At 67.1% G+C, this 26,945-nt stretch carries 23 protein-coding genes and 3 tRNA genes; 13 read left to right on the forward strand and 13 right to left on the reverse strand.

All coding sequences use genetic code 11. The annotated features are described in order from the left end of the window. Positions 1-137 precede the first annotated feature (137 nt). The 9 genes from ACKN61_RS09005 to ACKN61_RS09045 all read right to left on the reverse strand — a co-directional run bounded on the left by ACKN61_RS09005 (position 138) and on the right by ACKN61_RS09045 (position 5,286). Positions 138-302: a hypothetical protein gene (locus ACKN61_RS09005; RefSeq protein ID WP_408953200.1), complete on the reverse strand. Its 165-nt coding sequence runs from the start codon at positions 300-302 to the stop codon at positions 138-140. Then, a complete protein-coding gene (locus tag ACKN61_RS09010) occupies positions 299-682 on the reverse strand; it encodes a helix-turn-helix domain-containing protein (protein WP_408953201.1) in 384 nt (127 codons plus the stop codon). Before ACKN61_RS09010 ends, ACKN61_RS09005 begins: the two co-directional genes overlap by 4 nt. Continuing rightward, positions 679-1,056 carry a hypothetical protein gene (locus ACKN61_RS09015; protein WP_408953202.1) on the reverse strand — a complete coding sequence of 126 codons (378 nt, stop codon included), beginning with the start codon at positions 1,054-1,056 and terminating at the stop codon, positions 679-681. Before ACKN61_RS09015 ends, ACKN61_RS09010 begins: the two co-directional genes overlap by 4 nt. Further along, positions 1,056-1,490, reverse strand: a complete 435-nt coding sequence (locus ACKN61_RS09020; protein ID WP_408953203.1) for a RusA family crossover junction endodeoxyribonuclease — start codon at positions 1,488-1,490, stop codon at positions 1,056-1,058. Before ACKN61_RS09020 ends, ACKN61_RS09015 begins: the two co-directional genes overlap by 1 nt. Next, positions 1,459-2,127 carry a hypothetical protein gene (locus tag ACKN61_RS09025; RefSeq protein WP_408953204.1) on the reverse strand — a complete coding sequence of 223 codons (669 nt, stop codon included), beginning with the start codon at positions 2,125-2,127 and terminating at the stop codon, positions 1,459-1,461. Before ACKN61_RS09025 ends, ACKN61_RS09020 begins: the two co-directional genes overlap by 32 nt. After that, positions 2,102-2,260: a hypothetical protein gene (locus ACKN61_RS09030; RefSeq protein WP_408953205.1), complete on the reverse strand. Its 159-nt coding sequence runs from the start codon at positions 2,258-2,260 to the stop codon at positions 2,102-2,104. Before ACKN61_RS09030 ends, ACKN61_RS09025 begins: the two co-directional genes overlap by 26 nt. Beyond that, complete coding sequence (locus ACKN61_RS09035) at positions 2,257-2,550, reverse strand: hypothetical protein (RefSeq protein WP_408953206.1); 294 nt, start codon at positions 2,548-2,550, stop codon at positions 2,257-2,259. Before ACKN61_RS09035 ends, ACKN61_RS09030 begins: the two co-directional genes overlap by 4 nt. Before the next feature lie 87 nt (positions 2,551-2,637). Beyond that, entirely contained in the window at positions 2,638-2,778 is a 141-nt protein-coding gene (locus ACKN61_RS09040) for a hypothetical protein (protein WP_408953207.1), read from the reverse strand. Positions 2,779-2,817: 39 nt separating this feature from the next. Then, positions 2,818-5,286: a DNA-directed RNA polymerase gene (locus tag ACKN61_RS09045; RefSeq protein ID WP_408953208.1), complete on the reverse strand. Its 2,469-nt coding sequence runs from the start codon at positions 5,284-5,286 to the stop codon at positions 2,818-2,820. Positions 5,287-6,049: 763 nt separating this feature from the next. Here ACKN61_RS09045 and tig point away from each other — a divergent pair. From tig to ACKN61_RS09090, 9 genes are all read left to right on the forward strand, one after another. Continuing rightward, on the forward strand, positions 6,050-7,351 hold the full coding sequence (gene tig / locus ACKN61_RS09050; RefSeq protein ID WP_408953209.1) for a trigger factor: 1,302 nt from the start codon (positions 6,050-6,052) through the stop codon (positions 7,349-7,351). Between the two features lie 155 nt (positions 7,352-7,506). After that, positions 7,507-8,133, forward strand: a complete 627-nt coding sequence (gene clpP, locus ACKN61_RS09055) for an ATP-dependent Clp endopeptidase proteolytic subunit ClpP (RefSeq protein ID WP_031372506.1) — start codon at positions 7,507-7,509, stop codon at positions 8,131-8,133. Positions 8,134-8,312: 179 nt separating this feature from the next. Continuing rightward, positions 8,313-9,602 (forward strand): ATP-dependent Clp protease ATP-binding subunit ClpX, encoded by a 1,290-nt coding sequence (gene clpX, locus ACKN61_RS09060; RefSeq protein ID WP_031372507.1) that lies wholly within the window; start codon positions 8,313-8,315, stop codon positions 9,600-9,602. Between the two features lie 607 nt (positions 9,603-10,209). Then, positions 10,210-12,642, forward strand: a complete 2,433-nt coding sequence (lon, locus tag ACKN61_RS09065; RefSeq protein WP_408953210.1) for an endopeptidase La — start codon at positions 10,210-10,212, stop codon at positions 12,640-12,642. A gap of 219 nt (positions 12,643-12,861) precedes the next feature. Continuing rightward, complete coding sequence (locus tag ACKN61_RS09070; RefSeq protein ID WP_031372509.1) at positions 12,862-13,134, forward strand: HU family DNA-binding protein; 273 nt, start codon at positions 12,862-12,864, stop codon at positions 13,132-13,134. A gap of 51 nt (positions 13,135-13,185) precedes the next feature. Further along, positions 13,186-13,260: transfer RNA gene (locus ACKN61_RS09075), tRNA-Val, on the forward strand. Between the two features lie 91 nt (positions 13,261-13,351). Further along, a tRNA-Asp gene (locus ACKN61_RS09080) sits at positions 13,352-13,428 on the forward strand. 102 nt (positions 13,429-13,530) lie between these two features. After that, positions 13,531-13,607: transfer RNA gene (locus ACKN61_RS09085), tRNA-Asp, on the forward strand. A gap of 322 nt (positions 13,608-13,929) precedes the next feature. Then, positions 13,930-15,924: a peptidyl-prolyl cis-trans isomerase gene (locus ACKN61_RS09090; RefSeq protein WP_408953211.1), complete on the forward strand. Its 1,995-nt coding sequence runs from the start codon at positions 13,930-13,932 to the stop codon at positions 15,922-15,924. A 154-nt stretch (positions 15,925-16,078) separates the two neighbouring features. Here ACKN61_RS09090 and ACKN61_RS09095 read toward each other — a convergent pair whose 3' ends face one another. Next, positions 16,079-17,641 (reverse strand): alkaline phosphatase PhoX, encoded by a 1,563-nt coding sequence (locus ACKN61_RS09095; protein WP_408953212.1) that lies wholly within the window; start codon positions 17,639-17,641, stop codon positions 16,079-16,081. Positions 17,642-17,768: 127 nt separating this feature from the next. Here ACKN61_RS09095 and rlmH point away from each other — a divergent pair, with 127 nt between their 5' ends. Beyond that, on the forward strand, positions 17,769-18,239 hold the full coding sequence (gene rlmH / locus ACKN61_RS09100; RefSeq protein ID WP_031372512.1) for a 23S rRNA (pseudouridine(1915)-N(3))-methyltransferase RlmH: 471 nt from the start codon (positions 17,769-17,771) through the stop codon (positions 18,237-18,239). Positions 18,240-18,395: 156 nt separating this feature from the next. Here the strand turns inward: rlmH and ACKN61_RS09105 are convergent, their stop codons facing one another. The 3 genes from ACKN61_RS09105 to ACKN61_RS09115 all read right to left on the reverse strand — a co-directional run bounded on the left by ACKN61_RS09105 (position 18,396) and on the right by ACKN61_RS09115 (position 20,434). Further along, the gene (locus tag ACKN61_RS09105; protein ID WP_408953213.1) at positions 18,396-19,061 is read right to left on the reverse strand and encodes an energy transducer TonB; all 666 of its coding nucleotides are present in this window, start codon (positions 19,059-19,061) and stop codon (positions 18,396-18,398) included. Positions 19,062-19,472: 411 nt separating this feature from the next. Then, positions 19,473-19,661: a hypothetical protein gene (locus tag ACKN61_RS09110; RefSeq protein ID WP_408953214.1), complete on the reverse strand. Its 189-nt coding sequence runs from the start codon at positions 19,659-19,661 to the stop codon at positions 19,473-19,475. 2 nt (positions 19,662-19,663) lie between these two features. Beyond that, positions 19,664-20,434: an SIMPL domain-containing protein gene (locus ACKN61_RS09115; protein ID WP_051885096.1), complete on the reverse strand. Its 771-nt coding sequence runs from the start codon at positions 20,432-20,434 to the stop codon at positions 19,664-19,666. Between the two features lie 124 nt (positions 20,435-20,558). Between ACKN61_RS09115 and ACKN61_RS09120 the strand changes: the two genes are divergently transcribed. The 3 genes from ACKN61_RS09120 to ACKN61_RS09130 all read left to right on the forward strand — a co-directional run bounded on the left by ACKN61_RS09120 (position 20,559) and on the right by ACKN61_RS09130 (position 26,824). Then, on the forward strand, positions 20,559-21,128 hold the full coding sequence (locus ACKN61_RS09120) for a Maf family protein (RefSeq protein WP_408953215.1): 570 nt from the start codon (positions 20,559-20,561) through the stop codon (positions 21,126-21,128). Positions 21,129-21,208: 80 nt separating this feature from the next. Continuing rightward, entirely contained in the window at positions 21,209-22,696 is a 1,488-nt protein-coding gene (gene rng, locus ACKN61_RS09125) for a ribonuclease G (protein WP_031372517.1), read from the forward strand. Positions 22,697-22,843: 147 nt separating this feature from the next. Further along, entirely contained in the window at positions 22,844-26,824 is a 3,981-nt protein-coding gene (locus ACKN61_RS09130; RefSeq protein ID WP_408953216.1) for a YhdP family protein, read from the forward strand. Positions 26,825-26,945: the final 121 nt, after the last annotated feature.

Below are 26,945 nucleotides of genomic sequence, written 5' to 3' on the forward strand. Positions count from 1 at the left end.
AGGGAGAAGGCGAGTAGGTTCCGTCGCCTTTCTCGTGATGCCCGCAGCCGAAGCAATGGCCGTGCCCGTCGTCATAGCGCGCGAGGTTGTCTCGCGAGCCACACTTCGGGCACGGCTCTTTGGCTACGAACTGGGACTCACCGTGCTCCACGCAGCACGGACCAACCCGAGCGGTGCGGGGTCAGGCCGATCTTGCGGTTGAGTGCGGAGCGCACCATCGCGTAGAGGCGGGTGCGGCTGCTCTTCGGGGTGTTGGCCGACGCGGCGTCGAATGCCAGGCGCATTGCGTTGGGAATGTTCATGCGCGGTTCTCCATGTAGCGGGCGAAGTCTTGGGCGTCGTTCTCCGCGAACGCACGTTCGTCGAAGAAGTCCTGCTGCATTGCGTAGTCGGCGTAGCCGACGGTCAGCTCGGCGAGGGTGAAGCGTCGCTGCGACTGCACCGGCGCGTTCCGCGGCCGGCGGGTGCGCTTCTGCGCCTTCGTGAACGAGTAGCGCGTGTACGGCTGGCCGGTGGCGTCCGTGCAGCGGGCCTTCTCGATTTCGTAGCCGGCGTTCTTGAGTTCGCTGATACGCGACGCCAGGCGCCGGATGCGGTAGACGCCCTCGGCCTGCCAGCTGGTGAGGTGAGCTTCGGAGAACAGGTGGTTGCGGACGAGCGCGGCTTGCTTGGAGACTTTCATGTGGATTCCTGGAGGCAGATGCAGGCGCGGTCGAACACGACGGGCAGCTGGAGGGATTTCTCCAATGCTCGGAGCGCGGATCGCTGCTGCGGAGTGAATGTGTCGGCGGGAACGAGGGCTTCGCTGAGACCCCCGATCAGACACACCTGCAATGCGCGGTGGTTTGAGCCAGGAGCCAAGCAGCCGGGTTCGTCCGAGGCGCGTCCCGTGTGGACGGAACCGTCGCGCTCGATGACGTAGTGGACTGCGATCTTCGAGAAGCCTTGCGTACGGTGAATGCGCGCCAGCTCCGCTACGGTGACCTCGTGGGTCGGCCGCGTCATGGAGGCGAGCACGTAGAGCAGCTCGGCCGATGCCATCTTTTTAAGACGCATCAGGAGAGTGACTTGATGATTACGGCGGTGTGTGCGGCCTCACCGGGGCGAGCAAAGCGCTTGCGGGCAACTAGATCGGTGACCCACTTGTCGTCTTCCCACAGCTTTGCGTGTGTGATTGCGTCGAGAGGCGCTTTAACGTAGTTGTCGATGTCGCCTTTCGGGGTGGACAACTTCGAGGTGCGGGCGCGGGTGCAGACGACCTCGACGGTCACATGCAGGTGGCGGTCCGGCGGGACGCGGGCGGACACTGTGCTGAGGTATTTGGCCGCTTCCGCGAGCCAGCCCTTGTACGGCTTTGCGATGTAGGTTCCCCACTTCGTCACGCGCGGTCGCGAGGCGGGCAGAGGCTCCATCGGGAAAACCAGGGAGGCGCAAAGATGCGCCTCCCCGGACGGCGAATCAGTAATCGCCGCTTTCGTCGTCGGAGTCACCGCTCTCGCTGTCGTCGTCGCTGTCGTCGCCGGACTCTTCGGCGCCGTCGCCGCCGTCGAAGCCGTCCTCGTCGTCGAAGTCGTTAGCCGCAGCTGCGCCACCGCCGAATTCCACCAGCTCGATGATTTGCACCGCGACGAGCCGCAGCGACAGGCCGAATTCCTTGTCCTTTGCGTTGAAGTACGGCATGACCTCGAACGAGACCTTGAGCTTGCTGCCGCCGCCGATGTTCGGCGGATTCTTCAGGATCACCTTCTTGGCGTTGAGGATCGTCGGCTTCATGACGTAGACCTTGCCGGTCTTCTTCGCGGTGACCTTGGCCTTCATCTTGAAGTTCATGAGGGTGCGGCCGGTCTCTTCGCCGTCGTCGTCCAACTCGGCCGAGAAGAAGTCCACCTGCTTCGCGACCTTCTTGAACTTCGGGTTCTCCGAGAGGTACTGCTTGAACGCGTCTTCCCGGACGGCGGTCAGGTCGGCGATCAGCTTATTTGCGGCGTCGTCGTCGCCGTCGAACGCCAGCTTGGCGCTGTAAACGCCGTCGGCGTCGAACTTGGTGTCGGGTTGGTTCAGACGCGGCCAGATGGCCGTGCCCTTGGGCGACACGTAACGCTTACGTGCCTGCTTCTTCTGCGTCATCGTTGAACTCATAGAGGGGATTGATGATGTGGCCCGCCTCGATCAGGCGTGCCTCGATTGCGGCGTCCGCGCGGCCAGTGGTTTCCAGCTGGAACTCGCGGATCGCGTGCAGGGTGTCGAGGTAGCAGCTCATTGCAGCTTCCCCGCGATCTCGTTGTCGGCGTACTTCGCGACCGCCGAGAGGGTGTTGGCTTCGCGGAACCGGCAGTCGGCTTCCATGCGCTCGACGAGAACGATCAGGTCGATCGGGTCGTGCCCGCAGGCATCCGCGGTGTACTTGAAGGCACACGCCAAGCCGATCAGCTGATCGGCCGGGTGTTCGATGTCCTGCATCCCGTTGATGGCGGCGAAGGCCCCTTGCGAGGCGGCCTCCGCGCTGCGGGAGTACAGGACGTGGCGGCGCAGGCGCGGCTCAGCGTGCATAGAGCGGAACCGGCGAGCGGTTGGGCGGGAGCCACAGCCGCGGCGTGGGCCACGGCGGGGCGACGGGCTTGCGCGGGGGCTGAATGCTCATTCCTGATTGAGCCGCGCCATCGCGTTGCGGAAGCCGGCGATGTCGCCGTGCTCTTGCGGGCTGTAGATGCCGACGACCTGGCCCACGATGTCCTGCGCGACGTAGGTGCCGAGCTGCTTGTTGTAGTTGATGGTCATATGCTTCCTTTGTGGAACATGTTGCAAATGTGGGATGAATTAGGCAAAGAAGTACCTGGATTCGTGAACTCCGGCCAGGTCCAAATTGCCGACAGGTGGGAGGGGCGGAATTTTTTCGGCGATGTCCGCGGGGAGTTGCGCGACCAGCTCATCGCGGAACGCGCCGAGGACATCTGCCTCGTACTGCTGCACGAACGCGTGCCTCAGCGCTGCTGCGATGATCCCAGTGTTCGCTGCGTGCGTACCGTAGGAGTCGTGGATCATCGCGAAGCTATCCAGCCCGTTGTCCGCTGCCACATTCACGGTCAGCATCATGTGTGATGCGTCGCAGCTGTGGACGAAGTTCGGACTGATACCGAGGGCCTGGCGACGGCGGTCGAGGGTTGTACCGTCTATAACCACTGTTATATCGACAGCCCGCCCGCCGACATGCAGTTGGAGCCTCTTTCCCTTGTCTTCCCGGTACTCCTGGAGCACGGGGAAGCCGGCCGGGGTGGTCCAGCTGATCGGGAGATCGCCAGCGGATGCAACTTTGGAGGCGGCCTTGAGCCAGTCCATCGCGTGCCGTGCTGCGATCACCACGTCGCCGATGCACTTCCACAGCAGCTCCGCGAGGTACTCAGCTGCGGCCCAGTCAAGCTCGATTCCCTCCTTCGACGCGGCATCGAGCACCTGCGCGCGCATGCCGGCTTTCGTGACGCCGTAGGGGAGCGTCATCACCGGGGTCTTAACGATCTTCCGGGTCAGCCTGCCGTCAAGCACGAGTGCAGCGGGGATGCCAGCCTCGGCGTCCGCCTGCACGCGGGCAGCGACCAAGGTCAGCACCTCTGTATAGATGTCGGCCGGCTTGGGGTGTGCGATCAGGTTCGTCGCAGCGCCGCCGACCTCGTCCCGCAGCATTGCGGAGAAGTTCTGTAGGCCGTTGCAGGAGCCGTCGAGGGCGACCGGCAAGTGCGACACGTGGTCCTCGCCGTTGATGCGATAGCCCAGCCACTCGAAGCATGCAGCGAGTGCGCAGTAAGGCGAATCGGCTTTGCACCACAGGCGCTCACCGTCGAGCGGATTGATGGCCGAGTCGAGAATGGCGTCTTCGTTTGCCAGAACCCAAGCCACGCGGTCCTCAAAGCTCACCTTATCGACCCCGAAGCAGTTCGCGAGGTGGATGCTGAGCCAGTAGACGCCATCGGCGCCGAGTCTTTCACCCTTCGCGAAGGTCAGCAGGGACTTTGCCTGATCGTCGCCCTGCGGCGTCAGGATTGACGGGATGGGGTAGCACCGTCCGCGGAAGTCGAGGTTGTGCGGGAAGTAGATGGCCGCCTCGTCCTTGAACTTGACCGCGAGTTCGATCTTCTGAGCAGCGGCCACGCGCTGGGAAACGCTTCTGGCGTTCTGCTCGTACACGGCGGCTCGGCTACGCTTCCACGCCTTGAACTCGTCGGCGTGGTGCTCGCGGTAGAAGTCAGGATTCTCGACCAGCAGCGCCGGCTGATCGGGCAGGGCGGCCAGCTCCCGGTCGGGCAGACCGCCAATGAGACCCCCAGCTTCCCAGGCCTGCTGCATGACTTCGAGCACGGGCTTGTTGATCTTCCACGCGGTGCCCTGGATCAGGTTGAGGGCGCGGTAGACCTCGGGCATGTCGGCGTTAGCCAGCTCGGCCTTGTACGCGCGGTTGCGTGTGCGCACCAGGTCTGCCCGACCCCCAATGTCCGTCAGGTAGCCGCCATCGGTCGGGGTGGTCCAAGGCTGCGGCGGGACGAGCATCGGGAGCCACACTGGCAGGAACATCGAGGCGCTCTCGTGCGCCTTCTCCAGCCACTCCATGATCTTCGGCGTGCCGCGGAGCACCGTCATGCGCGACTTCGCGCTCTGGCGCAGGTCATGTAGCTCGGCCAGGCCGGTCGCCTGGATGAACAGCTCGATCAGCTTCATGCCGAGGGTCACTTCGGTCTTCGCGTCGAAAGTGAGGATCGGCAGGTCGGGCTTAGCGTCTTCCTTACCTGCCGCGCGATCGGCGGCGGCCTTCTCGTTGGCCTTCACGAGGGTGTGGTTCATCACGCCGGTCGCGTGGTGAGCCGAGGTGGACTTCTTGAGCTGCTCCTGGACGATCCGGTAGAGGCCCTTATGGGAGTCGCGGAGCAGCTTGTAGTTAATGTCCTGGGCCAGCGCCGAGGCGACCGACCGGGCTACGCCGGTGACGTGGGCCTTCTTGCCGGTCAGGGCGTTCACGCAGATGGTGGCGGTGAGGTAGGCGCAAGCGTCGGCGTCCATTTCCTTGAGCCACTTCACCGCGCCGTGTCTCTTACCAGGCCGGCCGGTGTCGGCCTCGGCCACGAAGGCCCGGATGGCTGCACCGGTATCCGCGACTGCGGCGAGCACAAGTCTGCGGCCGGGGCCGGTGTCGGCTTCGTCGGCGCGGGCCTGAGCCTTCGCGTAGCGGACGATGCCAAGAGAGGTGGATTCACGTTCCAGCTCGATCTGACGTTCATAGAGGTGGGAGGAAGATTGCATAATAGGAATGCGTCCCGGATTTGGAATGGACTAGGCAAAATGAAGCCACCCCCGCCGAAGCGGAGGTGGAAACGAGGAGCAACCGGATGAAGGCGCTTATGCGTGCCGGAGGGGCGGGGCGGTGATCGCCCTGAAGGGGGCCAGCCGCCTCTAACCCTCGGCCGCGGGCCAAGGGTGACGTGTGGAGTTCTCTATTAATGAGAACGAAGGGGACGGGGTCGTCTGTCTATAACCCCTGATATATCCGCCGTCACCAGGCGCGGCACCCCGTCACCTGGAACGTCACTCAGGGCGTCACCGATTAGCGGAAAGCCAATAGCGGCGGGGCCTGAGCCTGGATTTAGGTTCCAGCGGGTAACCCCCGTGCGGGTTCGAGTCCCGCCTTTCGCACCACGTCGGCGGGTCGGTACCCATCCGCCATGAATGCACCATTGGCAGGATGACCTGACCGGCCCTCAGCCTGGCCGCGCCAGCCTCCAGCTTCAGGGGTAGCCGCCGGGCCAGCCGCTCCCGTCCAGCCGGCTTCACTGCGCGCCAAACCGCCTCCAAACCCGCCCTCGGCTGCGACCCAGGTCGCGAATTCCGCCGTTTCGGCCCCCGCCACCCCGTCCGGACGGCTTTTCGGCCCCAGGCGCTGGCAGGCCGGCCCGTAATCGGCCAAACTAGCAAGTTCCGCTGGCCGGCGAGGGTCTCGTCGATAACGGCGGCCGGACAAGATCATCAACATCGTGCTGCGGCGAGTGCCGTGGTCGCAGGAGTGGATATGCAAGTTTCGCTCGAATCGCTGGGCTCGCTCGAACGCCGACTGACCTTCAGCCTCCCGGCCGAGAACCTGGAAAACCAGGTCGGCGGCCGCCTGCGCGAAATCGCGCGCGGCGCCAAGATCAAGGGCTTCCGCCCCGGCAAGGTGCCGACCAAGGTCATCGAGCAGCGTTTCGGCGCGCAGGTGCGGGCCGAAATCCTCGACGGCATGCTGCGCGAAAGCTTCGGCAACGCCATCCGCGAGGAAAAGCTGCAGATCGCCGGTAACCCGCGCATCGAGCCGGCCAACGAAAGCGGCGAGACGCTGTCCTACGTGGCGACCTTCGAGGTCGTGCCGGACTTCGGCGACATCGACGTGGCCAAGCTCAACATCGTCCGTCACGTTTCGGAAGTCGCCGACGCCGACATCGACGCGATGATCGAAAACCTGCGCCTGCAGCGCCGCACCCTGAAGTCGGTCGATCGCGCCGCCCAGCAGGGCGACGTGGTCGAGCTGGAGACCTGGACCCAGGTCGGCGAGGAGCGTCTGCCGGCCGAAGGCGCCGAGCACGGCAGCACCGTGATCGGTTCGGAATCCATGTTCAAGCCGCTCGAGGACGCCCTGGTCGGCCTCAAGGCCGGCGAGGAAACCGTCGCCGAAGTCGAATTCCCGGCCGAATGGCGCGCCCCGCAGCTCGCCGGCCAGAAGGCCAGCGTGCACCTGAAGCTGAACCACGTGTCCGAGCCGGTCCTGCCGGACGTCGACGCCGAGTTCATCAAGAGCTTCGGCGTGAAGAGCGGCGATGCCGAGCAGTTCCGCAACGACATCCGCACCAACCTGGAGCGCGAGCTCAAGGGCGCGCTGATGACCCGCCTGCGCCGCGAAGTGGGCGAGCAGCTGATCGCCGCCTACGAGTCGGTCGAAATGCCGCCGAAGCTGGTCGAGAACGAAGCCCGCGACATGGTCTGGCAGACCGTCGAGCAGGCCCGTCGCCAGGGCCGCCAGATCGAAGCCCCGGCCGACGCTCACCTGAACTACATGGACGCAGCGCGCAAGCGCGTGCTGGTCGGCCTGCTGGTCGGCGAGATCGCCCGCCGCCACGAGCTGCGCCTGGAGCCCAAGCGCGTCAACGAGACCCTGCGCCTGATCGCCTCGACCTATGAGGAGCCGCAGCAGGTGATCGACCTGTACCGCAACGACCAGCAGCTGATGGCCGGCTTGCAGAACCGCGTGATGGAAGAGCAGGTGATCGACTGGATCGCCGAGCGCGCCCAGCACACCGAGCAGCCGCTGTCGTTCAGCGAAGCGATCCGCCCGGCCTGATCGGCGGCTTTCGAGCTTTCCCGATCGGGCGTGCTAGGCGGTAATGCCGCTTTTAGCAATCGCGCCTCTTGCGCTGCGGTCCGGCCGGCCCCAAGTTGGCCGGACCGCGCTTGCATTACAAGCGCACTCCACGTCAGCCAATAGGTGCCGTTGAAATGGACAACCGAACCAAAGCATTGAATCTGGTGCCGATGGTGGTCGAACAGACCAGCCGCGGCGAACGCGCCTACGACATCTATTCGCGCCTGCTCAAAGAGCGCGTGATCTTCCTCGTCGGCGGCGTCGACGACCATGTCGCCAACGTGATCGTGGCCCAGATGCTGTTCCTGGAGGCCGAGAATCCCGAAAAGGACATCAGCCTCTACATCAACTCGCCGGGCGGCGTGGTCACCGCCGGCATGGCGATCTACGACACCATGCAGTACATCAAGCCGGACGTGAGCACGATCTGCGTCGGCCAGGCTGCGAGCATGGGCGCGCTGCTGCTCGCCGCGGGCGCCAAGGGCAAGCGTTACGCCCTGCCGAACTCGCGCGTGATGATCCACCAGCCGCTCGGCGGCTTCCAGGGCCAGGCGACCGATATCGACATCCACGCTCGCGAGATCCTGACCCTGCGTCAGCGCCTCAACGAGATCCTGTCCAAGCACACCGGCCAGGCGCTGGAGACGATCGCGCGCGATACCGAGCGCGATAACTTCAAGAGCGCCGAAGCCGCGCGCGAATACGGCCTGATCGACCAGGTCCTCGAGCGCCGTCCGGACGACTCGGTCCAGGCTGCCTGACCGTTCGTCCAGGCGCGCAAACCCTTGATCGCACTGGGTAACCGCCGCCAGTCCCGCCCGCAGGGCGGGGCCGGGGGGTGTGTTATTCTCGGGCTGCGATAGCCGAACGGCCATTTTGGCGCTTGCCGAGATGGCCAATCGGGAATATGAGTACGATTCGAGCACCAACGGGCCAAAGCATGACCGACGATCGACAAGGACGCAGCACGGGCGACAGCAACAAGATCCTGTATTGCTCGTTCTGCGGTAAAAGCCAGCATGAAGTCCGCAAGCTGATTGCGGGCCCGAGCGTCTTCATCTGCGATGAATGCGTCGAGCTGTGCAACGACATCATCCGCGAGGAGCTCGAGGAGAAGGCGCAGTCGGCCCGCAGCCATCTGCCGAAGCCGCGCGAGATTCTCGAAGTGCTCGACCAATACGTGATCGGCCAGCAGCGCGCCAAGCGCACCCTGGCGGTGGCCGTATACAACCATTACAAGCGCATCGAGAGCCGGCAGAAGAACGACGACGTCGAACTGTCGAAGTCGAACATCCTGCTGGTCGGCCCGACCGGTTCGGGCAAGACGCTGCTGGCCGAAACGCTGGCGCGCCTGCTCAACGTGCCGTTCACGATCGCCGACGCGACCACCCTGACCGAAGCCGGTTACGTGGGCGAAGACGTCGAGAACATCATCCAGAAGCTGCTGCAGAAGTGCGACTACGACGTCGAAAAAGCGCAGCAGGGCATCGTCTACATCGACGAAATCGACAAGATTTCGCGCAAGAGCGACAACCCGTCGATCACCCGCGACGTCTCCGGCGAAGGCGTGCAGCAGGCGCTGCTGAAGCTGATCGAAGGCACCATCGCCAGCGTGCCGCCGCAAGGCGGGCGCAAGCATCCGCAGCAGGAATTCCTGCAGGTCGACACGCGCAACATCCTGTTCGTGGTGGGCGGCGCGTTCGCCGGCCTGGACAAGATCATCCAGCAGCGCAGCACCGAGGCCGGCGGCATCGGTTTCGGCGCCAAGGTCAAGAGCAGCGAGCGCAAGATCGACATCGGCCGCATCCTGGCCGAGGTCGAGCCGGAAGACCTGATCAAGTTCGGCCTGATCCCCGAGTTCGTCGGCCGCCTGCCGGTGGTCGCCACGCTCGAGGAGCTCGACGAAGCGGCGCTGATCTCGATCCTCACCGAGCCGAAGAACGCGATCACCAAGCAGTTCCGCAAGCTGTTCGAGATGGAGAGCGTCGAGCTCGAATTCCGTCCCGACGCGCTCGCGGCGATCGCCCGTCGCGCGCTCAAGCGCAAGACCGGCGCGCGCGGCCTGCGCACCATCGTCGAATCGGTCCTGCTGGACACGATGTACGAACTGCCGTCGCTGGAGAACGTCAGCAAGGTAGTCGTCGACGAGTCGGTGATCGAGCACAAGTCCGAGCCGTACCTGATCTATCAGACGCCGCCAGCGCAGCCGAAGGTCGCCGCGGCCGAGTAAACCCCGAACGCCCCGGCCCTGCCGGGGCGTTTGCTATCCGGGGTCGGCAACGGCCGGCCGGAGCGGCAGGGCGGCTGCCGCGATGCGTCCGACCGGGCGCTCGGTACGCCGGGTGCTGATTGACCTGTCATCCGCCGCCCGCAAACGCATCGGCCGGCTTGCCCCTGTTTCTTCTGCGCCGGACCGAGAGGCCCCGCGGACGCCGCAGGCCGGCCTGCGCCATGCGCCGGCCGGACTGCTTCGGCTGGCTCTCGGCAGGCCTCAAGGCCGCTCCCGGGTCCCGCCTGTCCGATCCGGGCCGTGGGCGGCGTCTGATCGGGTAAGGCGCCGCATCGTCGCGGCCGGGGAGGGGAGATCGGCCATCGTCGGGTCGGACTGCGACGCCCGGTTCCGTGCATCTGCGCCAGTCAAATGTCAGTAGCTTGTGATACTGAACGCTTGGCTGGAACATTGAGTGCCGTAATCGCCTCAATGTCTTGATTGGCAAGGGTTTGGCGCATGCTGACGGCGTTGGGACCAATGTCGTGCTTGCATCGTTCGGGCGCCAACCCCATAAATCGGGCGTGGCCGCCGTAGTGGCTGCCTAACGCATACATCTGGAGTCCGCATGTCCGACCGTACCGAACACGAAATCCTGCAACTGCCGGTGCTGCCGCTGCGCGACGTGGTCGTGTTTCCGCACATGGTGATCCCGCTGTTCGTCGGCCGCGACAAGTCGATCCGCGCCCTCGACCTGGCGATGGAGTCCGACAAGCGCATCCTGCTGGTCGCGCAGAAATCCGCCGAGACCGACGATCCGGTCGCCGAGGATCTGTACGAGATCGGCACGCTCGCGCAGGTGCTGCAGTTGCTCAAGTTGCCCGACGGCACCATCAAGGTCCTCGTCGAAGGCGTGTCGCGGGTCAAGGTCGGCGACGTCCTCGAACGCGACGGCGCGCTGTCCGGCCAGGCCGACGTGGTCGAGCCGGTGATCGACCGCGAAGAGCGCGAAGTCGAGGCGATCGCGCGCTCGCTGATGGGCTTGTTCGAGCAGTACGTCAAGACCAACCGCAAGCTGCCGCCGGAGCTGATGCAGACCCTGGCCGGCATCGACGAACCCGGCCGTCTCGCCGACACCGTCGCCGCGCACCTGGGCGTGCGCATCGGCGACAAGCAGAAGCTGCTCGAGACCCACGCCATCGGCGCGCGCCTGGAACAGCTGGTCGGCCTGGTCGACGGCGAAATCGACGTGCAGCAGCTGGAGAAGCGCATCCGCGGCCGGGTCAAGTCGCAGATGGAGAAGAGCCAGCGCGAGTACTACCTCAACGAGCAGATGAAGGCGATCCAGAAGGAGCTCGGCGAGATCGACGATGCGCCCAACGACGTCGACGAGCTCGCGCGCAAGATCGCCGAGGCCGGCATGCCCAAGCCGGTGGAAACCAAGGCCAAGGCCGAGCTCAACAAGCTCAAGCAGATGTCGCCGATGTCGGCCGAGGCCGCGGTCGTGCGCAACTATCTCGACTGGCTGCTCGGCGTGCCGTGGAAGAAGCGCAGCAAGATCCGCAAGGACCTCAAGGCCGCGCAGGACGTCCTCGACGCCGATCACTTCGGTCTGGAAAAGGTCAAGGAGCGCATCCTGGAATACCTCGCCGTGCAGACGCGGGTGAAGAACATGAAGGGCGCGATCCTGTGCCTGGTCGGTCCGCCGGGCGTGGGCAAGACCTCGCTGGGGCAGAGCATCGCCAAGGCCACCAACCGCAAGTTCGTGCGCATGTCGCTCGGCGGCGTGCGCGACGAGGCCGAGATCCGCGGCCACCGCCGTACCTACGTCGGTTCGATGCCGGGCCGCATCGTCCAGAACCTCAACAAGGTCGGCAGCAAGAACCCGCTGTTCGTGCTCGACGAAATCGACAAGATGTCGATGGACTTCCGTGGCGACCCGTCTTCGGCGTTGCTGGAAGTGCTCGATCCGGAACAGAACAACGCCTTCAACGATCACTACCTCGAAGTCGACCTCGACCTCAGCGAAGTGATGTTCGTGGCGACCTCGAACTCGCTCAACATTCCCGGCCCGTTGCTGGACCGCATGGAAGTGATCCGGATCCCGGGTTACACCGAGGAAGAGAAGCTCAACATCGCCATGCGCTATCTGCTGCCCAAGCAGATCAAGGCCAATGGTTTGAAGGTCGAGGAAATCAAGATCGCCGAATCGGCGGTGCGCGACATCGTGCGTTACTACACGCGCGAATCCGGCGTGCGCAACCTCGAGCGCGAGATCTCCAAGATCTGCCGCAAGGTGGTCAAGGAAATCGCCCTGGCCGGTCCGAAGCTCAAGAAGGACAAGGACGGCGCGATGAGCGTCGGTTCGAAGAATCTCGAGAAGTACCTGGGCGTGCGCCGTTTCGATTTCGGCCGCGCCGAAGAGCAGAACGAGATCGGCCTGGTCACCGGCCTGGCCTGGACCGAAGTCGGCGGCGACCTGCTCCAGGTCGAAGCCACCCTGGTGCCGGGCAAGGGTCAGCTGATCCTGACCGGCCAGCTCGGCGACGTCATGAAGGAATCCGCGTCGGCGGCTTTGTCGGTGGTGCGTTCGCGCGCCGAACGGCTCGGCATCGATGTCGAGTTCCTGCAGAAGCACGACGTGCACGTGCACGTGCCCGAAGGCGCGACGCCGAAGGACGGCCCGAGCGCGGGCATCGGCATCGCCACCGCATTGGTGTCGATGTTGACCAAGAACGCGGTCAAGGCCGACGTCGCGATGACCGGCGAAATCACCTTGCGCGGACGCGTGCTGCCCATCGGCGGGCTCAAGGAAAAATTGCTCGCGGCGCTGCGAGGCGGCATCCGCACCGTGATCATTCCCGAGGAGAATCGCAAGGATCTTTCCGACCTGCCCAAGAGCGTGATGCAGGGCCTCAAGATCGTGCCGGCGCGTTGGATCGACGAGGTGCTCGACCTCGCGTTGGAACGCCCCATCGCACCGACGCCGCCCTCCGGCGAGGGCGAGCTGCCGGTGCGCGACGGCGGCAAGACGGCTGCGCAGCCCGACGTCAAGCATTAAGTCGGGCCGTCGGTCGGAAACCCGAAAAAAGCGCTGAAAGCCGCGTCGCTGCTAGCTTTCACGCTTGCGCCCCCAAAATGCCGCTGGTATAACGACCGCAACCGCGCTGCAGGAAATCCTGCTTCTGCAGCGCGGCACGCTTGATCGGGACGTACGCCTGCTGGCGTAGATCCGATTCTCAGAACACGCGGTCCAATCCGCACAGGAGTCAAGAAAATAATGAACAAGGCCGATCTCGTAGGGGCAGTTGCCGAAACCGCCGAGCTGTCGAAGACCGACGCTACCGCCGCCGTCGATGCATTGATCGACGTCGTCACCAAGGCGCTCAAGAAGGGCGACACTGTTACGCTCGTAGGCTTCGGTACCTTCCAGGTGCGCGCGCGCGCCGCCCGCCAGGGTCGCAATCCGAAGACCGGCGAAACGATCAAGATCGCAGCGTCGAAGAATCCTTCCTTCAAGGCTGGCAAGGCGCTGAAGGATGCTGTAAACTAAGCAGCTCGCCGGCGGTGCCTGGGGCATCGCCAAGCAGAATCCGATGCACTCGGGTGCTTAGCTCAGCGGTAGAGCGTCTCCTTTACACGGAGAGGGTCGGGGGTTCGAAACCCTCAGCACCCACCAGTCTCGCTGGTCTTTCTGCCAAGGCGTCATCCGAAAGATGAAGTCAGGCAAGACACACGAGTCAGGATTCGGTTGAAAGAGTTCAAAACGCGGAGTGGTAGTTCAGTCGGTTAGAATGCTGGCCTGTCACGCCGGAGGTCGCGGGTTCGAGTCCCGTCCACTCCGCCAGTTTTGCCAAAGGCGCCGGGAACGGCGCCTTTGTTTTATATAAGTGAGAGCATTCGTTTTTTACGCGATCGCGGCGCGGCGGATGCGGAAGTTTCAAAACGCGGAGTGGTAGTTCAGTCGGTTAGAATGCTGGCCTGTCACGCCGGAGGTCGCGGGTTCGAGTCCCGTCCACTCCGCCAGTTTTGCGAAGGCGCCGGAAACGGCGCCTTTTTTTATGCCTGCGATTCGGGCGCAGCCTGCGGCCGCGGCCCAGCCGCCGGCCTCGCTGCCACCGCCGGCATTCGCCGTCGTCCTGCAGCGGGTCGGCCCGCAGCGAGGCCCGCCTGCAGCGGAATCGCTCGCGCAGCCGCCGTTTTTCGCGCCGCAGCATCCGGCCCGACCCGTCCGCAGCCCGTCCGCCGGCCCCGGGCGGCCGCCCGGAATGCGACCGTCGTCGCCCCATCCGCCTGGGGGCCGGAACCGCGCTAAACTGTCCGGCTTACGACTGAACGCGACTCGGACATGCTGCAGACACTTCGCGACAAGACCTCGGGCTGGATCGCCACCGTGATCCTCGGCTTGCTGATCATTCCCTTCGCCTTCGTCGGCATCGAGCAATACCTCGTGCAGCGCGTCGACAGCTCGGTCGCGCGGATCGACATGGCCCCGTCGTGGTGGCGTTCGGCGCCGTCGTGGTGGCCGGCCTCGATGCTGTGGAAGCACGAGTCGATCGACGCGCAGGAATTCAATACGCGCTTCCAGCAAGAACGCGATCGCCGCCGCGCCGCCGAAGGCGAAGCCTTCGATGCGCGCGAGTTCGAGAAGCCCGAGAGCAAGCGCGCGATACTCGAAACGCTGATCGACGAGCGCGTGCGCAAGCTCGCGGCCGAAGTCGACGGCCTGGCGGTCAGCGATGCGCTGGTCATCAAGACCATCCAGGCGGTCCCGGAATTCCAGGACAGCACCGGCAAGTTCAACCAGGAGCGCTACGTGCTCGGCCTGCAGATGCGCCAGCCGGCGCAGACGCCGACCGAGTTCGAACAGTTCGTGCGCGCCCGCCTCATGGAAACCCTGCTGACCGGCGGTATCGGCCAGAGCAACTTCCTTACCCACGCCGAAACCGACCGCCTGATCAAGCTCATGGGCGAACGCCGCGACGTCAGCCTGGTGATGCTGCCGCCGCCGACCCCGGACACCGCCGAGGTCAGCGCCGCCGACATCCAGAAGTGGTACGACGGCCACGCCAAGGATTTCCGCGCGCCCGAGAGCGTCAACCTCGAATACGTCGAGATCAACGGCGCGACCCTGCCGCCGCCGCCGCTGCCGACCGAGAAGGCGTTGCAGGACCGTTACGAGGCCGAGAAGAGCCGCTTCATCGCCCAGGAACAGCGCCTGATCTCGCACATCCAGGTCAACGTCGCCTCCGGCGCCGATGCCGCGGCGCAGAAGGCCGCCGAGCAGAAGGCCGCGCAGCTCGCGACCCAGGCCAAGGCCGCCGGCGCCGATTTCGCCGCGCTCGCCCGCGGCAACAGCGACGACCTCGGCTCCAAGGCCGCCGGCGGCGAGCTGGGCTGGGTCAGCAAGGGCGACATCCCGGGCGCGTTCGAAGACGCCGCGTTCAAGCTCAAGGTCGGCGAGATCAGTGCGCCGGTGAAGGACGACAGCGGCTGGCACGTGATCGTGGTGCGCGAGGTCAAGAGCGGCGAGCAACAGCCGTTCGCGCTGGTCCGCGACGCGCTGCTGCGCGAAGAGACCGAAACCAGCCGCGAGCGCAATTTCAACGACTTCTCGGCCAAGCTGGTCGACCTGGTCTACAAGAACCCGACCTCGCTCGACGGTCCGGCCAAGGCGATGAACCTGCCGGTGCAGAAGGTCGGCCCGGTCACCCGCGATGCCGCGGCCAACGGCCAGGGCATCGGCGCCCACCCGGCGGTGATCCGCGCCGCGTTCTCGGATGCGCGCCTGCAGGACAACACGGTCAGCGATCCGATCGAGATCGGCCAGGAGCACAGCGTGCTGATCCGCGTCGTCTCGCATACGCCGGAACGCGCGCTGCCGCTGGCCCAGGTCCGCGACAAGGTGATCGCCGCGGTGCGCACCGATCGCGGCATCAAGGCCGCGCAGAAGGAAGCCGATGCGCTGGTCGCGCGCATCAACGGCGGCGAAGCGATCGCCGCGGTGGCCGCCTCCAAGCAGCTGACGGCCCCGGAAACGATCCCGGACGTCGCCCGCGGCATGCCGCTGCCGACGCCGGAAGTCAGCGAAGCGATCTTCGCCCTCAAGGCGCCGGCCGAAGGCAAGGTCGCCGCCGGCAAGTCGGCGCTCGCCGACGGCCGCGTGGTCCTGTTCGCGGTCAACAAGGTCAAGCCGGGCAGCAAGTCGGAAATCCCGGCGGCCCAGCTCGACATGCTGCGCACGCAGATCTCGCAGATGGGCGGTTACGAAGAAAGCCGCGAACTGACCACGGCGCTGCGCAAGCGCGTGCAGATCAAGGTGATCGAAGAAAACCTGCGCTGATCCTCGGCGCTGCGGAAACTCGAAGGCCCGGCATTGCCGGGCCTTCTTTATTTGCGGCCGGGTCTGCGGCCGACCGGATCCGCTGTCGCCGGGCCGCGCATCGCGACGCCGGTGCACGGCGCCGCGATGCGCGCAGGGCTGGGTTAGCCCGCGATCACAAGGGACCGCGTTCCCAGGGGCCGGTGATCGCGAAGGTGATGCCCGGCGACTGCATGTTGACGAACAAGGTGCGCGCGGCCGGGTCCCAGCAGGCGCCGCAGAATTCGCTGTCGCGGTAATCGCCTTCGGCGACGTGCTTGCCGGCGTTGGCGATCTGGGTCGAGGTCAGCTCGGCGTTGTTCTTGCACAGATAGAACGATTCGCCGCCGCGGGTCAGGCCGACCAGGCGCGTGCCCGGGCCGTACTCGTCGGGGCTGCCGGCCGGCGCCGCATCCGGGTCTTCGCACAGCACCACGCCGCCGCGCGCGTTGACGGTGATGTTGTCGGGGTTGTGCGCGGCGAGCTGGTGGCTGCTGACGAACAGCGCGCGCATGCGCTGGGTGAACAGGTCGAGCACCCACACCGCGCCGTTGCCGCGGCCCTTGCGGCCCTTGGCGTCGGTGCCGTTGCTGGTGTCGACGATGAACAACTTGCCGTAGCTGTACCAGATGCCTTCGCCGCGGCTCATGCGCAGGCCGCCTTCGCTCCAGGCCTGGGCGAACGGTCCGCTGAGGGTGTCGCCGGCGCCGATGTCGGGGAAACCGTTCGGCGCGGCGATCGAGTCCAGATCCGGATCCGGGATGTCGACCCATTCGAGTTGGTATTCGGCGCCGATGGCGACCGCGGTGAGGTCGGCGTTGGGCTTGCCGCGCACGCGCGCGGCCTGCAGGCGGCCGCCGTGTTCGAGCGAGCCGTGGCAGCCGGCGCGGCGGTTCGGAATGAAGCGATAGAAGCCGGACTTGTTGCGGTCGTCTTCGGTCAGATAGACGATGCCGGTGCGCGGATCGATCGCCACCGCCTCGTGGCTGAAGCGGCCCATCTCGACGATCGGGCGTCCGCTGGTGCGTTCGCTGCGCGGGTCGACCTCGAACACGTAGCCGTGCTTGTGGCCGGTGCTGGAGACCGCGTTGCTCTTGATTTCCTCGCAGCTCAGCCAGGTGCCCCACGGGGTCGGGCCGCCGGCGCAATTGACCAGGGTGCCGCCGAGGCTCGGTTCCACGCCGCGCCATTCGTCGCCGTGGCGGCCTTCGCCGGAGCGATAACGCAGGGTGGTGGTGCCGCCGCCGGGCTGGCCGCCGCTGACGGTGCCGGTGTCGTACATGCCGGGCGCGCGGATCGGGGTGCTGCCGGCGCCGCGTTCGTGGTTGCGGATCAGGATCAGTTCGCTGCGGCCGTGGCCGCGGCCGTGCGGATGCTGGGCGCCGCGATGCGTGGCGACCACGGCCATGCCGTCGTGACGGTCCGGACAGACCTGGCCATCGTCCATGCGGTCGCCGCTCCAGGCGAACGAGCGATAGCTGAAGCCGCGCGGCAACTGCAGCAGGGGCAGGCCGGTGCTGAGGTCGGCGACCGGCGCCAGCGCGCCGTAGCGGCTCGGGACGGGGGAAAGCCGGGTCGGGTCGGTCGCGGCGGCGGCCTGACGCGTGTACAGCGCGCTCAGACTGCCCATCGCGCCGATCGCCATGGCGGCGGCGCTGCTCTTGATGACCTGGCGGCGGGAGGGATCGAAAGCATCCATCGTGGAAACTCCTGCGGGGCTGGGGTGGGGCGGGGGAACCCTGCACGCTAGCCCGGTGCGGTAACCGGAATATGACAATGCCGCGCCGAGGCCGGCGGGACCGCGCACGCTTGGCTACCATGCGCGCATGAAAAGCAGACTGATCGCCGTCGGCGAGCGAGCGCCGCGCTGGGTCGCGGAAGGATTCGGCGAGTACCAGAAACGTCTTTCGCATTGGTTGCCGCTGGACTTGGTCGAGATCGAGCCGGGTCTGCGCGGCAAGGGCCGCGACGCCGTGCGCGCGACCCAGGACGAAGGCGCGCGGGTGATCGCCGCGCTGCCGAAGAACGCCTGTGTGGTCGCATTGGAAGGGCGCGGGCGCCTGTGGACCTCGGAGCAACTCGCGCAGCGGCTGGAGCATTGGCGCGGCCAGGGCCGCGACCTGGCGTTCCTGATCGGCGGCCCGGAAGGGCATGCGCCCGAGGTGCTGGCGCGCGCCGACGAACAATGGTCGCTGGGCCCGCTGACCTTGCCGCATATGCTGGTGCGGCTGGTCGCCGCCGAGCAGTTGTACCGGGCCGCCGCGCTGTTGGCGAACCATCCTTATCACCGCGCCTGAGCGGCGGGTTCGATCGCGGGCCGTTGCGGCCGGATCGATTTGCATCGAGGGCGCGCGCTTGGCCCCGGATCAACCGACGGCTCGCGCAACAAAGTTTGCGCGCAAAAAAAGCCCGGGCGATGAGCCCGGGCTTCGGTTCGATGCGTCGTTCGGGAATTATTGATCCAGCTTGAACTCGATCGGCACGCGGCCGCGCGCCTGCACCGGTTGGCCGTTGCTCATCGCCGGCTGGAAGGTCCAGCGGTTCAGCACGACCTTGCGCGCGGCCTGGTCGAGCAGGCGATGGCCGCTGCTGCGCACGATGCTGACGTCGATCGGCTTGCCGTCGATGCCGACCAGGATCTCCAGCTCGACCACGCCGGTCAGGCCCTCGCGCACCGCCTGCGGCGGATAGCTCGGCGGCGGGTTCTTCAGGCTCTGCAGGACTGCGCCGGTCAGGGTCTGCGGACCCAGGTCGATCTGCGGCGTGGCCCGGGTGACGGTCTCGGCGCCAGCGAAATCGATCGGTTGCGGCTCGGGGTTGTCGACCACGACCGGCGGGGCTTCGACCGGCTGGACCTGCGGCTGGACGATGGGTTGCTGTTGCTGCGGCCTCCGGACGACCTCGACCAGTTTCGGCGGCGGCGGTTCGACGAGCTGGGTAGGCCTGGGAATGAATTCCGGGATTACCGGTTCTTCGGGCGACACCAGCAAACGCGGCGCGCTCAGCGGGACCAGCATCAACATCAGCATCGCCGCGTTGAAGGCGATGGCGCCGGCGTTGGCGGCGATGCGGGTGCCGTCCAATGGCGTGTGGGAGTGAGAGGGAATCGCGCGAACCATGAGCTACCTCCTTGGCTTGTCTGACATCACTGACAACGTTCGGATACCGCCGGCGGGGTTGAGCAAGAACAGTGGTGCCGCGTCACAAAAATGCGCCGGCCGATTTGCGGATGCAAGCGCTTCTCGTTTGCGACTTTGGTCGGCCTGCGGCGCGCTCGACGGCCACCGGCGACGCCCGCAGACGAGGGCGGCGTTTGAAAAATCGCCGGGTTTTTTCGCTTCGGCGCAGCGTTCGCCGCGCCGGCCTGCGGCCCGCCCGCGAACGGCGGATGCTGAATGGACGGCAACGTCGCGTGGCGGGCATGCGCTTGGCCACTTGCCGGCCTGCATTGGTCGGTGCCGCCGCGCGCAAGAAACAGGAAGGCCCGCTTGCGCGGGCCATCCTGGTGTCTACGGCTCAATGAGCAAGGCTCAGCGGTCGGTCGGGTCCGGGCCGCTCTCGGGTTCGCGCTGCAGCCCGCCCTCGTCGGGGTTCGGCGGCTTGCGCGGGTGCGGCTGGCGCGCGTCGTCGGGATTGCGCGGCTGCGGTTCCGGGTAGCCGGGGGTGCGGCCCGGCTTCGGATCCGGCGCCGGCGGCGTGGTCTTGGTCGGGCCGGCCATGCTTACTTGCCCAACTCGAAGACGACGTCGAGGGTCATCGACAAGGCGTTCTCGCCCGGCGCGATCGGCGTGTCGGCCGACGCCTTTTCCATCCGGCCCATGGCCATCATCGGCATCGGCATCGGCGGTCCGAAGCGCGCGCCTTCGCTGACGCTGACGATGCGGCGGACCTTCATGCCCAGGGTCTTGGCGTACATCTCGGCGCGGGCCTGGGCCTTCTCGATGGCGCTGCGGCGGGCTTCGTCGTAGGCGACGTCCTTTTCCTTGTCGTCGATGTCGAAGCTGGGGCCGTTGATCTGGTTGGCGCCCGTGGCGACCAGGGCGTCGAGGATCTTGCCGAGCTTGGACAAGTCGCGCACGACGATGTTGACGTTGTTGTTGGCCTGGTAGCCGGTGATGACCGGCGGCTGGTTCTCGGCGTAGCGGTACTGCGGGTTGAGGTTGATGCCGCCGGTCTGGACGTCGCGGTCGGCGATGCCGGCGGCCTTGATCGCGGCCACGACCTTGCTCATTTGCTCGGCGTTGGCGCGCATCGCGGCATTGGCGTCGGCGGCCTGGGTGACCACGCCGGTCGACAAGGTGGCGATGTTCGGCGTGCGGCGCGCCTCGGCCTGGGCCGACACCGACAGCAGGGTGCCGTCGCTGGCGACGTAGGCGGGCGCGGTCTGGGCTTGGGCGGTCATGGCGGTTGCGGCTCCGAAGGCGAGGAAAGCGGCGAGCGCCAGCGGGCGCAACGAAAGGCGGGCGAAAGACTGTGGCGACGACCGGGTCATGTGGTGCTCCTTGAAGGACGAGGGGTAGGGTCTTGCTGAACTGGTGAACGAACCGTGATTCGTTACGGGGTTTGCGCGGCTCGTCGTCGGCTGGCGCTCAGTCAGCGCGGGTTATGCTTTCCGTATGCTCTATCTTGCCTCCAAGTCGCCGCGGCGACGCGAATTGCTGACCCGCCTCGGCCTGGAATTCGGCGTACTCGATCTCGATGTGCCCGAACACCGCCAGCCCAACGAACCGGCGCTGGAGTACGTCCGCCGGGTCGCCCGCGAGAAAGCCGGCGCCGGCCTGTTGCAGGTGCTGGGCAATCCGACCGCGCTGGTGCTGGGGTCCGATACCGAGGTCGTGCTCGACGACGAGGTGTTCGGCAAGCCGCGCGACGCCGACGATGCCGCGGCCATGCTGCGCAAGCTGTCGGGGCGTACCCACCAGGTGATTTCGGCGGTGTCGCTGGTCTCGCGCTCGCGCGAGGCGCAGGCGCTGTCGGTCTCGCAGGTCAGCTTCGCCGAGCTCGACGAGGCCACGATCGCGCGTTATGTCGCCAGCGGCGAGCCCGAGGGCAAGGCCGGCGCCTATGCGATCCAGGGCGGCGCCGAAGTCTTCGTGCGGCATCTGGCCGGCAGTTATTCGGGGGTGATGGGGTTGCCGCTGCACGAGACGGCGCGGCTGCTGCGGGAGTTCGGCGTCGGCGGCTAGGCCGCCGCGCTTACGTTCGACCGCGCCGCACCGCGTTCTTTCCATCCGACGATCGCCTGACTTGGGACTCACCCCGCCTCATGACTGAAGAAATCCTGGTCAACGTCACTCCGCGCGAAACCCGCGTCGCCGTCGTCGAGAACGGCATGCTGCAGGAGCTGCACATCGAGCGCGGCTGGCGCCGCGGCGTGGTCGGCAACATCTACAAGGGCAAGGTCCAGCGGGTGATGCCGGGCATGCAGGCGGCGTTCGTCGAGATCGGCCTGGAGCGCGCGGCGTTCCTGCACGCGGCCGACATCGTCAAGCACAACCCGGTCGGCGAAGGCGAGGGCGACGAAGCGCCGCTGCCGCCGACGCCGACCCGGCCGATCGCCGAGTTGCTGCGCGAAGGCCAGGAAATCATCGTCCAGGTGGTCAAGGACCCGATCGGCAGCAAGGGCGCGCGCCTGACCACCCAGCTCAGCATTCCCTCGCGTTATCTGGTGCTGCTGCCGCGCACGCGCGTGGTCGGGGTGTCGGCGCGGATCGAGGACGAGGGCGAGCGAGCGCGGCTGAAGTCGCTGGTCACGACCCTGGCCCCGGCCGGCGACAACCACGGCTACATCGTGCGTACCAACGCCGAGAGCCAGCCCGAGGAAGCCCTGGCCGAGGACATCGGCTATCTGAGCCGGGCCTGGGCCCTGATCGCCGAGAAATCGCAGAGCTCGAAAGTCGGCGAACGCGTCTACGAAGACCTGAGCCTGCCGCTGCGCGCGGTGCGCGACCTGATCCGCCGCGACGTCGAGAAGGTCAAGGTCGACTCGCGCGAGACCTGCGAGCGCCTGCGCAGCTTCGCCGCGCAGTACATGCCGGGGCTGGCCGAGAAGATCGAGCACTACACCGGCGCGCGGCCGATCTTCGACCTGTACGGGGTCGAGGACGAGATCCAGCGCGCGCTCGACAAGGAAGTGCCGCTGAAGTCCGGCGGCTATCTGGTCATCGACCAGACCGAGGCGATGACGACGATCGACGTCAACACCGGTTCCTTCCTGGGTCAACGCAATCTCGAGGAGACCGTTTACCGGACCAATCTCGAGGCGGCGCAGTCGGTCGCCCGGCAACTGCGGCTGCGCAACCTGGGCGGCATCATCATCATCGACTTCATCGACATGACCGACCTGGAGCATCGCCGCCAGGTGCTGCGCCAGCTGGAAAAGGCGCTGACCCGAGATCACGCCAAGACCACGGTCTACGAATTCTCGCCGCTGGGCCTGGTGGAGATGACGCGCAAGCGCACCACCGAGAGCCTGGAGCGCCAGCTCAGCGAGGCCTGCCACGAATGCGGCGGCCGCGGCACCCTGAAGACGCCGGAAACGGTGACCTACGAGATCTTCCGCGAGATCGTCCGCCAGGTGCGCCAGTTCGACGCCGCGCGTTTGCTGGTGATCGCCTCGCCGAAGGTGGTCGCGCGGATCACCGACGAAGAATCGGCGGCGGTGGCGGAGCTGGAGGAATTCCTCGGCAAGTCGATCCGCTTCCAGGCCGAGGACCAGTACGCGCAGGAGCAGTTCGATGTGGTTCTGCTCTGAAGCCGGGAATGGGGAATGGGGAATCGGGAATCGTGAGAGCGATTCTGCGAAGTCTTGCCCGCAACGCAGACTGACCGTGCCTTTGTTCTTCCGATTCCCGACTCCCCATTCCCGATTCCCGTCGGGCGCGCGCGGAGCGCGGGCCTGATGCCTACCCCGCTGCGCCGCCGCTTGCGCATGGCCCGTCGTGGCGCCTTCTATGGCGTCGCGATCGTGCTCGTGCTGGTGGCGGTGCTGCTGGGTGCGGCGAGCCAGGTCCTGCCTTTGGCTGAAAGCCATCCGGACCGCGTCGCGGCCTGGTTGAGCCAGCGCGCCGGGCGGCCGGTGGCGTTCGACAAGGTCGAGACGCAGTGGACGCGGCGCGGGCCCTTGCTGCGCCTGGATGGGCTACGCATCGGCGAGGGCAGCCAGGCCTTCACCATCGGCGATGCCGAAATGCTGGTCTCGGTGTACGCCGGGCTGCTGCCCGGGCAGTCGTTCTCGGAACTGCGCCTCAAGGGCCTCGACCTGACCCTGGAGCGCAGCGACGACGGCCGTTGGAAGGTGCGCGGTCTGCCCGGCCAGCAGGACACGCGCCAGCGCGATCCGCTGTCGGCGCTCGAAGGCCTGGGCGAACTGCAGGTCATCGATGGCCGGCTTGCGGTGATCGCGCCTTCGCTCGGCATCGATGCGCGGGTGCCGAAGATCGACCTGCGTCTGCGCGTCGACGGCAAGCGCGTGCGCGCCGGCGTACGCGCCTGGCCTACGGTCGGCGTGGCCGGTGCGCCGTCGACGCCGCTCGATGCGGTGGTGGACTTCGATCGCGAGCGCGGCGACGGCCGCGCCTATGCCGGCGCCACCCGCGCCGACCTGACCGGCTGGTCGCCCTTGCTCAAGCTCGCCGGCATCCGGGTCGAGTCGGGCCAGGGCCGGGCCGAGGCCTGGGCGGAACTGCGCGACCATCGCGTCGCTTCGGTGACGCTGTCGGCCGCGCTCGACCGCGTCGGTCTGCGCGCCGAGCGTGCACAGCCGGGGACGAACGCGGCTGCGGCCGCGGCCGCGGCACGCGTCGATTTCGAACACGTCGAAACTTTGTCGCATTGGCGCCTGACCGATCACGGTTGGCGTTTCGATGCCTCCAAGCTGCGCATCGGCAGCGGCGAGGAGGTGCAAACCCTCGACGGCCTCGCCGTCGCCGGCGGCGAGCACTACGCGCTGCGCGCCGAACGCATCGATGCCGGCCCGTTGATCGCGGTGGCCGCGCTCAGCGACGCCTTGCCGGAACGCTTGCGCAACTGGTTCGAAACCGCCAAACCGCGGGCGTCGCTGCGTAATATCGCGCTCAACGGCCGCCGCGGCGGCCCGATGTTCGCGAGCGCGAGCATCGAAGCGCTCGGCTTCGACGCGGTCGGCGATGCGCCGGGCCTGCAGGGCCTGGCCGGCCGTTTCGAGGGCGATGCCGACGGCTTCACCCTCGACCTCGACGAAAACTCGCCGATGCGCTTCGACTGGCCGCGCGGTTTCGGCGTGCCGCATACGGTCAAGCTGCAGGGCCGCGTCGGCGGCTGGCGCGAAGGCGCGGGCTGGCGCCTGGGCACCACCGCGTTGCGCGTGCGCGGCGACGATTTCGGCCTCAGCGCGCGCGGCGGTCTGTGGTGGCAGGGCGACGGCACGCGGCCGTGGATCGATATCGCCGCCGACATCGACCCGACCCAGGTGCCGGTCGCCAAGGGCTTCTGGATCCGCAACCGCATGTCGGCCAAGTTGGTGAACTGGCTCGACACTGCCCTGGTGGGCGGGCGCCTGAACGATGCGCGCGCGGTGATCTCCGGCGACCTCGACGATTGGCCGTTCAATCGCAATAACGGCCTGTTCGAAGCCAGCGCCCGTCTCGACGATGCGGTGGTGAAGTTCCAGCCGGAATGGCCGGCGGTCGAAGGCCTGGACGCCGAAGTGCGTTTCGTCGCCGACGGCTTCAGCGTCGAAGGCAGCGGCCGCATCGCCGGTGTCGGCGTGCGCAAGGTCGGCGCCGGTATCGATCACTACAAGGACGGCCATCTGCGCGTGCAGGCCGAAGCCGCGGCGGATGCGGCGCAGTTGCAGGCGCTGCTCAAGCAGAGCCCGCTGCGCAAGGACCACGCCGACACGCTCGACAATCTGCGCGCCAGCGGCCCGGCGCGGGTCGGGTTCGAGATGCAGATGCCCTTGCAGCCGAACAGCATCACCCGCATCGCCGGCACGGTCGACCTGGACAACGCCAAGCTCGCCGATCCGCGCTGGAAGATCGCCTTCGAACAAGTGCGCGGCCATGCCGAGTACGGCCGCGGCGGTTTCCGCGCCGAGGATCTGGCGGTGATGCACGAAGGCGCGCCGGGCAAGCTGTCCTTGCGTGCCGGCGACGAATTCGTGCGCGACCGCGGCAATGTGTTCGAGGCCGGGCTCGATGTCGTGTCCGGCGCCGACGAGTTGATCGGGCGCGGTCCGGACGAGTTGGCCTGGTTGAAGTCCTATCTCGACGGGCGTTCGCTGTGGACGGTCGGGATTTCGATTCCAAGGGCTGCTCATGCCGCTCATGCCGCCGGCACGACGCCGAGGCCCGGCGTGTCCGCGCCGACGCCGACCCTGTTGCGTCTGCAATCGAATTTGGTCGGTACCGCGCTGACCTTGCCGCCGCCGCTCGACAAGGCCGCCGCGGCGAACCTGCCGGCGACCATCGAAACCCCATTGCCGCTCGGCAGCGGCGATGTGCGCGTCGGCCTGGGCAATGTCCTGGCCTTGCGCGCGCGCAGCGCCGCCGGCAAGACCGGCGTGCGCGTCGTGCTCGGCGCGAACCGCGTCGACGAAGCGCCGCCGGCCAGCGGCCTGATCGCCACCGGCCGCGCCGCGACGCTCGAGGCGATCGATTGGATCGCGATCGCGCACGGCGGCGGCAGCGGCGACGGCCTTGCGCTGCAGCGCATCGACGTCACCGCGCAGCATCTGCAATTGCTCGGCGGCAGTTTCCCCAACACGCGCGTGATCGTCGCGCCGGCGCCGCGCGGCGCGACTGCGGTGCGCGCCGAGGGCGCGGCGCTCGAAGGCGCGCTGCTGATTCCGGGCGGCGAGGGCGGCACCATCGCCGGACGTTTCGCCCGCGTGCACTGGCGCACGCCGACCGCGTCGCCATCGACGTCCACGCCCGCGAATGCGGCCGCAACCAACGCGAGTAACGCGGCCGCCACGGCCGGCAGCGCGCCGGCAGGCGCGGCCGCGAACGCGGCGCCGGGCGGCGCCAATGCCATCGATCCGGCGAAGATCCCCGCGCTCGCGCTCGACATCACCGAACTGCGGGTCGGCGACGCCGCGCTCGGCAAGGCGATGATACGCACGCGGCCGACGCCGGCCGGCCTGCGCATCGAACAACTGAGCACGCGCGCCGACAAACAGTCGCTCGACATCAGCGGCGACTGGACCGGCCGCGGCGCGGCGGCACGCACCCATTTGAACGTCGCCCTCGACAGCGGCGATGTCGGCGCGCTGCTCGGCGGTTTCGGTTTCGCCGGCCAGATCGGCGGCGGCAAGGCCAAGGCCAAGCTCGATGCGGGTTGGCCGGGCAGCCCGGCGGCGTTCGCACTGGGTTCGCTCGAAGGCAGCCTGAGCCTGGAGGCGCGCAACGGCCGCCTGATCGAGGTCGAGCCCGGCGCCGGCCGCGTGCTCGGCCTGCTCAGCATCGCCCAGTTGCCGCGTCGCCTGACCCTCGATTTCCGCGACCTGTTCTCGAAAGGCTTCGCCTTCGATCGCATCGACGGCACCGTGCGCTTCGGCAACGGCACCGCGCGCAGCGACAACCTGGTGATCGACGGTCCGGCCGCGGCGATCGCCATCCGCGGCGCGGCCGATCTGCGTGCGCAGCGCTACGACCAGACCATCGAAGTGCGGCCCAAGGCGGCCAATCTGCTGACCGCGGTCGGCGCGCTCGCGGCCGGGCCGGTCGGTGCAGCGATCGGCGCGGCAGCGAACGCGGTGCTGCAGAAACCGCTCGGCAGCCTCGCCTCGAAGACCTACCGGGTCACCGGGCCGTGGAAAGAGCCGAAGGTCGAGGTGGTGACGCGCGAGCAGACGCGTTTGACGCCGCCGGTGGCGCCGCCAGTCGCGCCACCGCCGGGCTGAACGGCGATTCAGCCCGCACGCCAGGCTTCGGTTCGGCTGCGGCCCACGGCGCCGGCACGGCCATGGCGGGCGAATCGGTCCGGCCCAAACCGGCCGAGCCCCGGCCGCGGCCGCTTGCGGC

It is taken from the genome of Lysobacter sp. Hz25 (assembly GCF_046097045.1).
Lineage (GTDB): Bacteria > Pseudomonadota > Gammaproteobacteria > Xanthomonadales > Xanthomonadaceae > Lysobacter > Lysobacter antibioticus_B.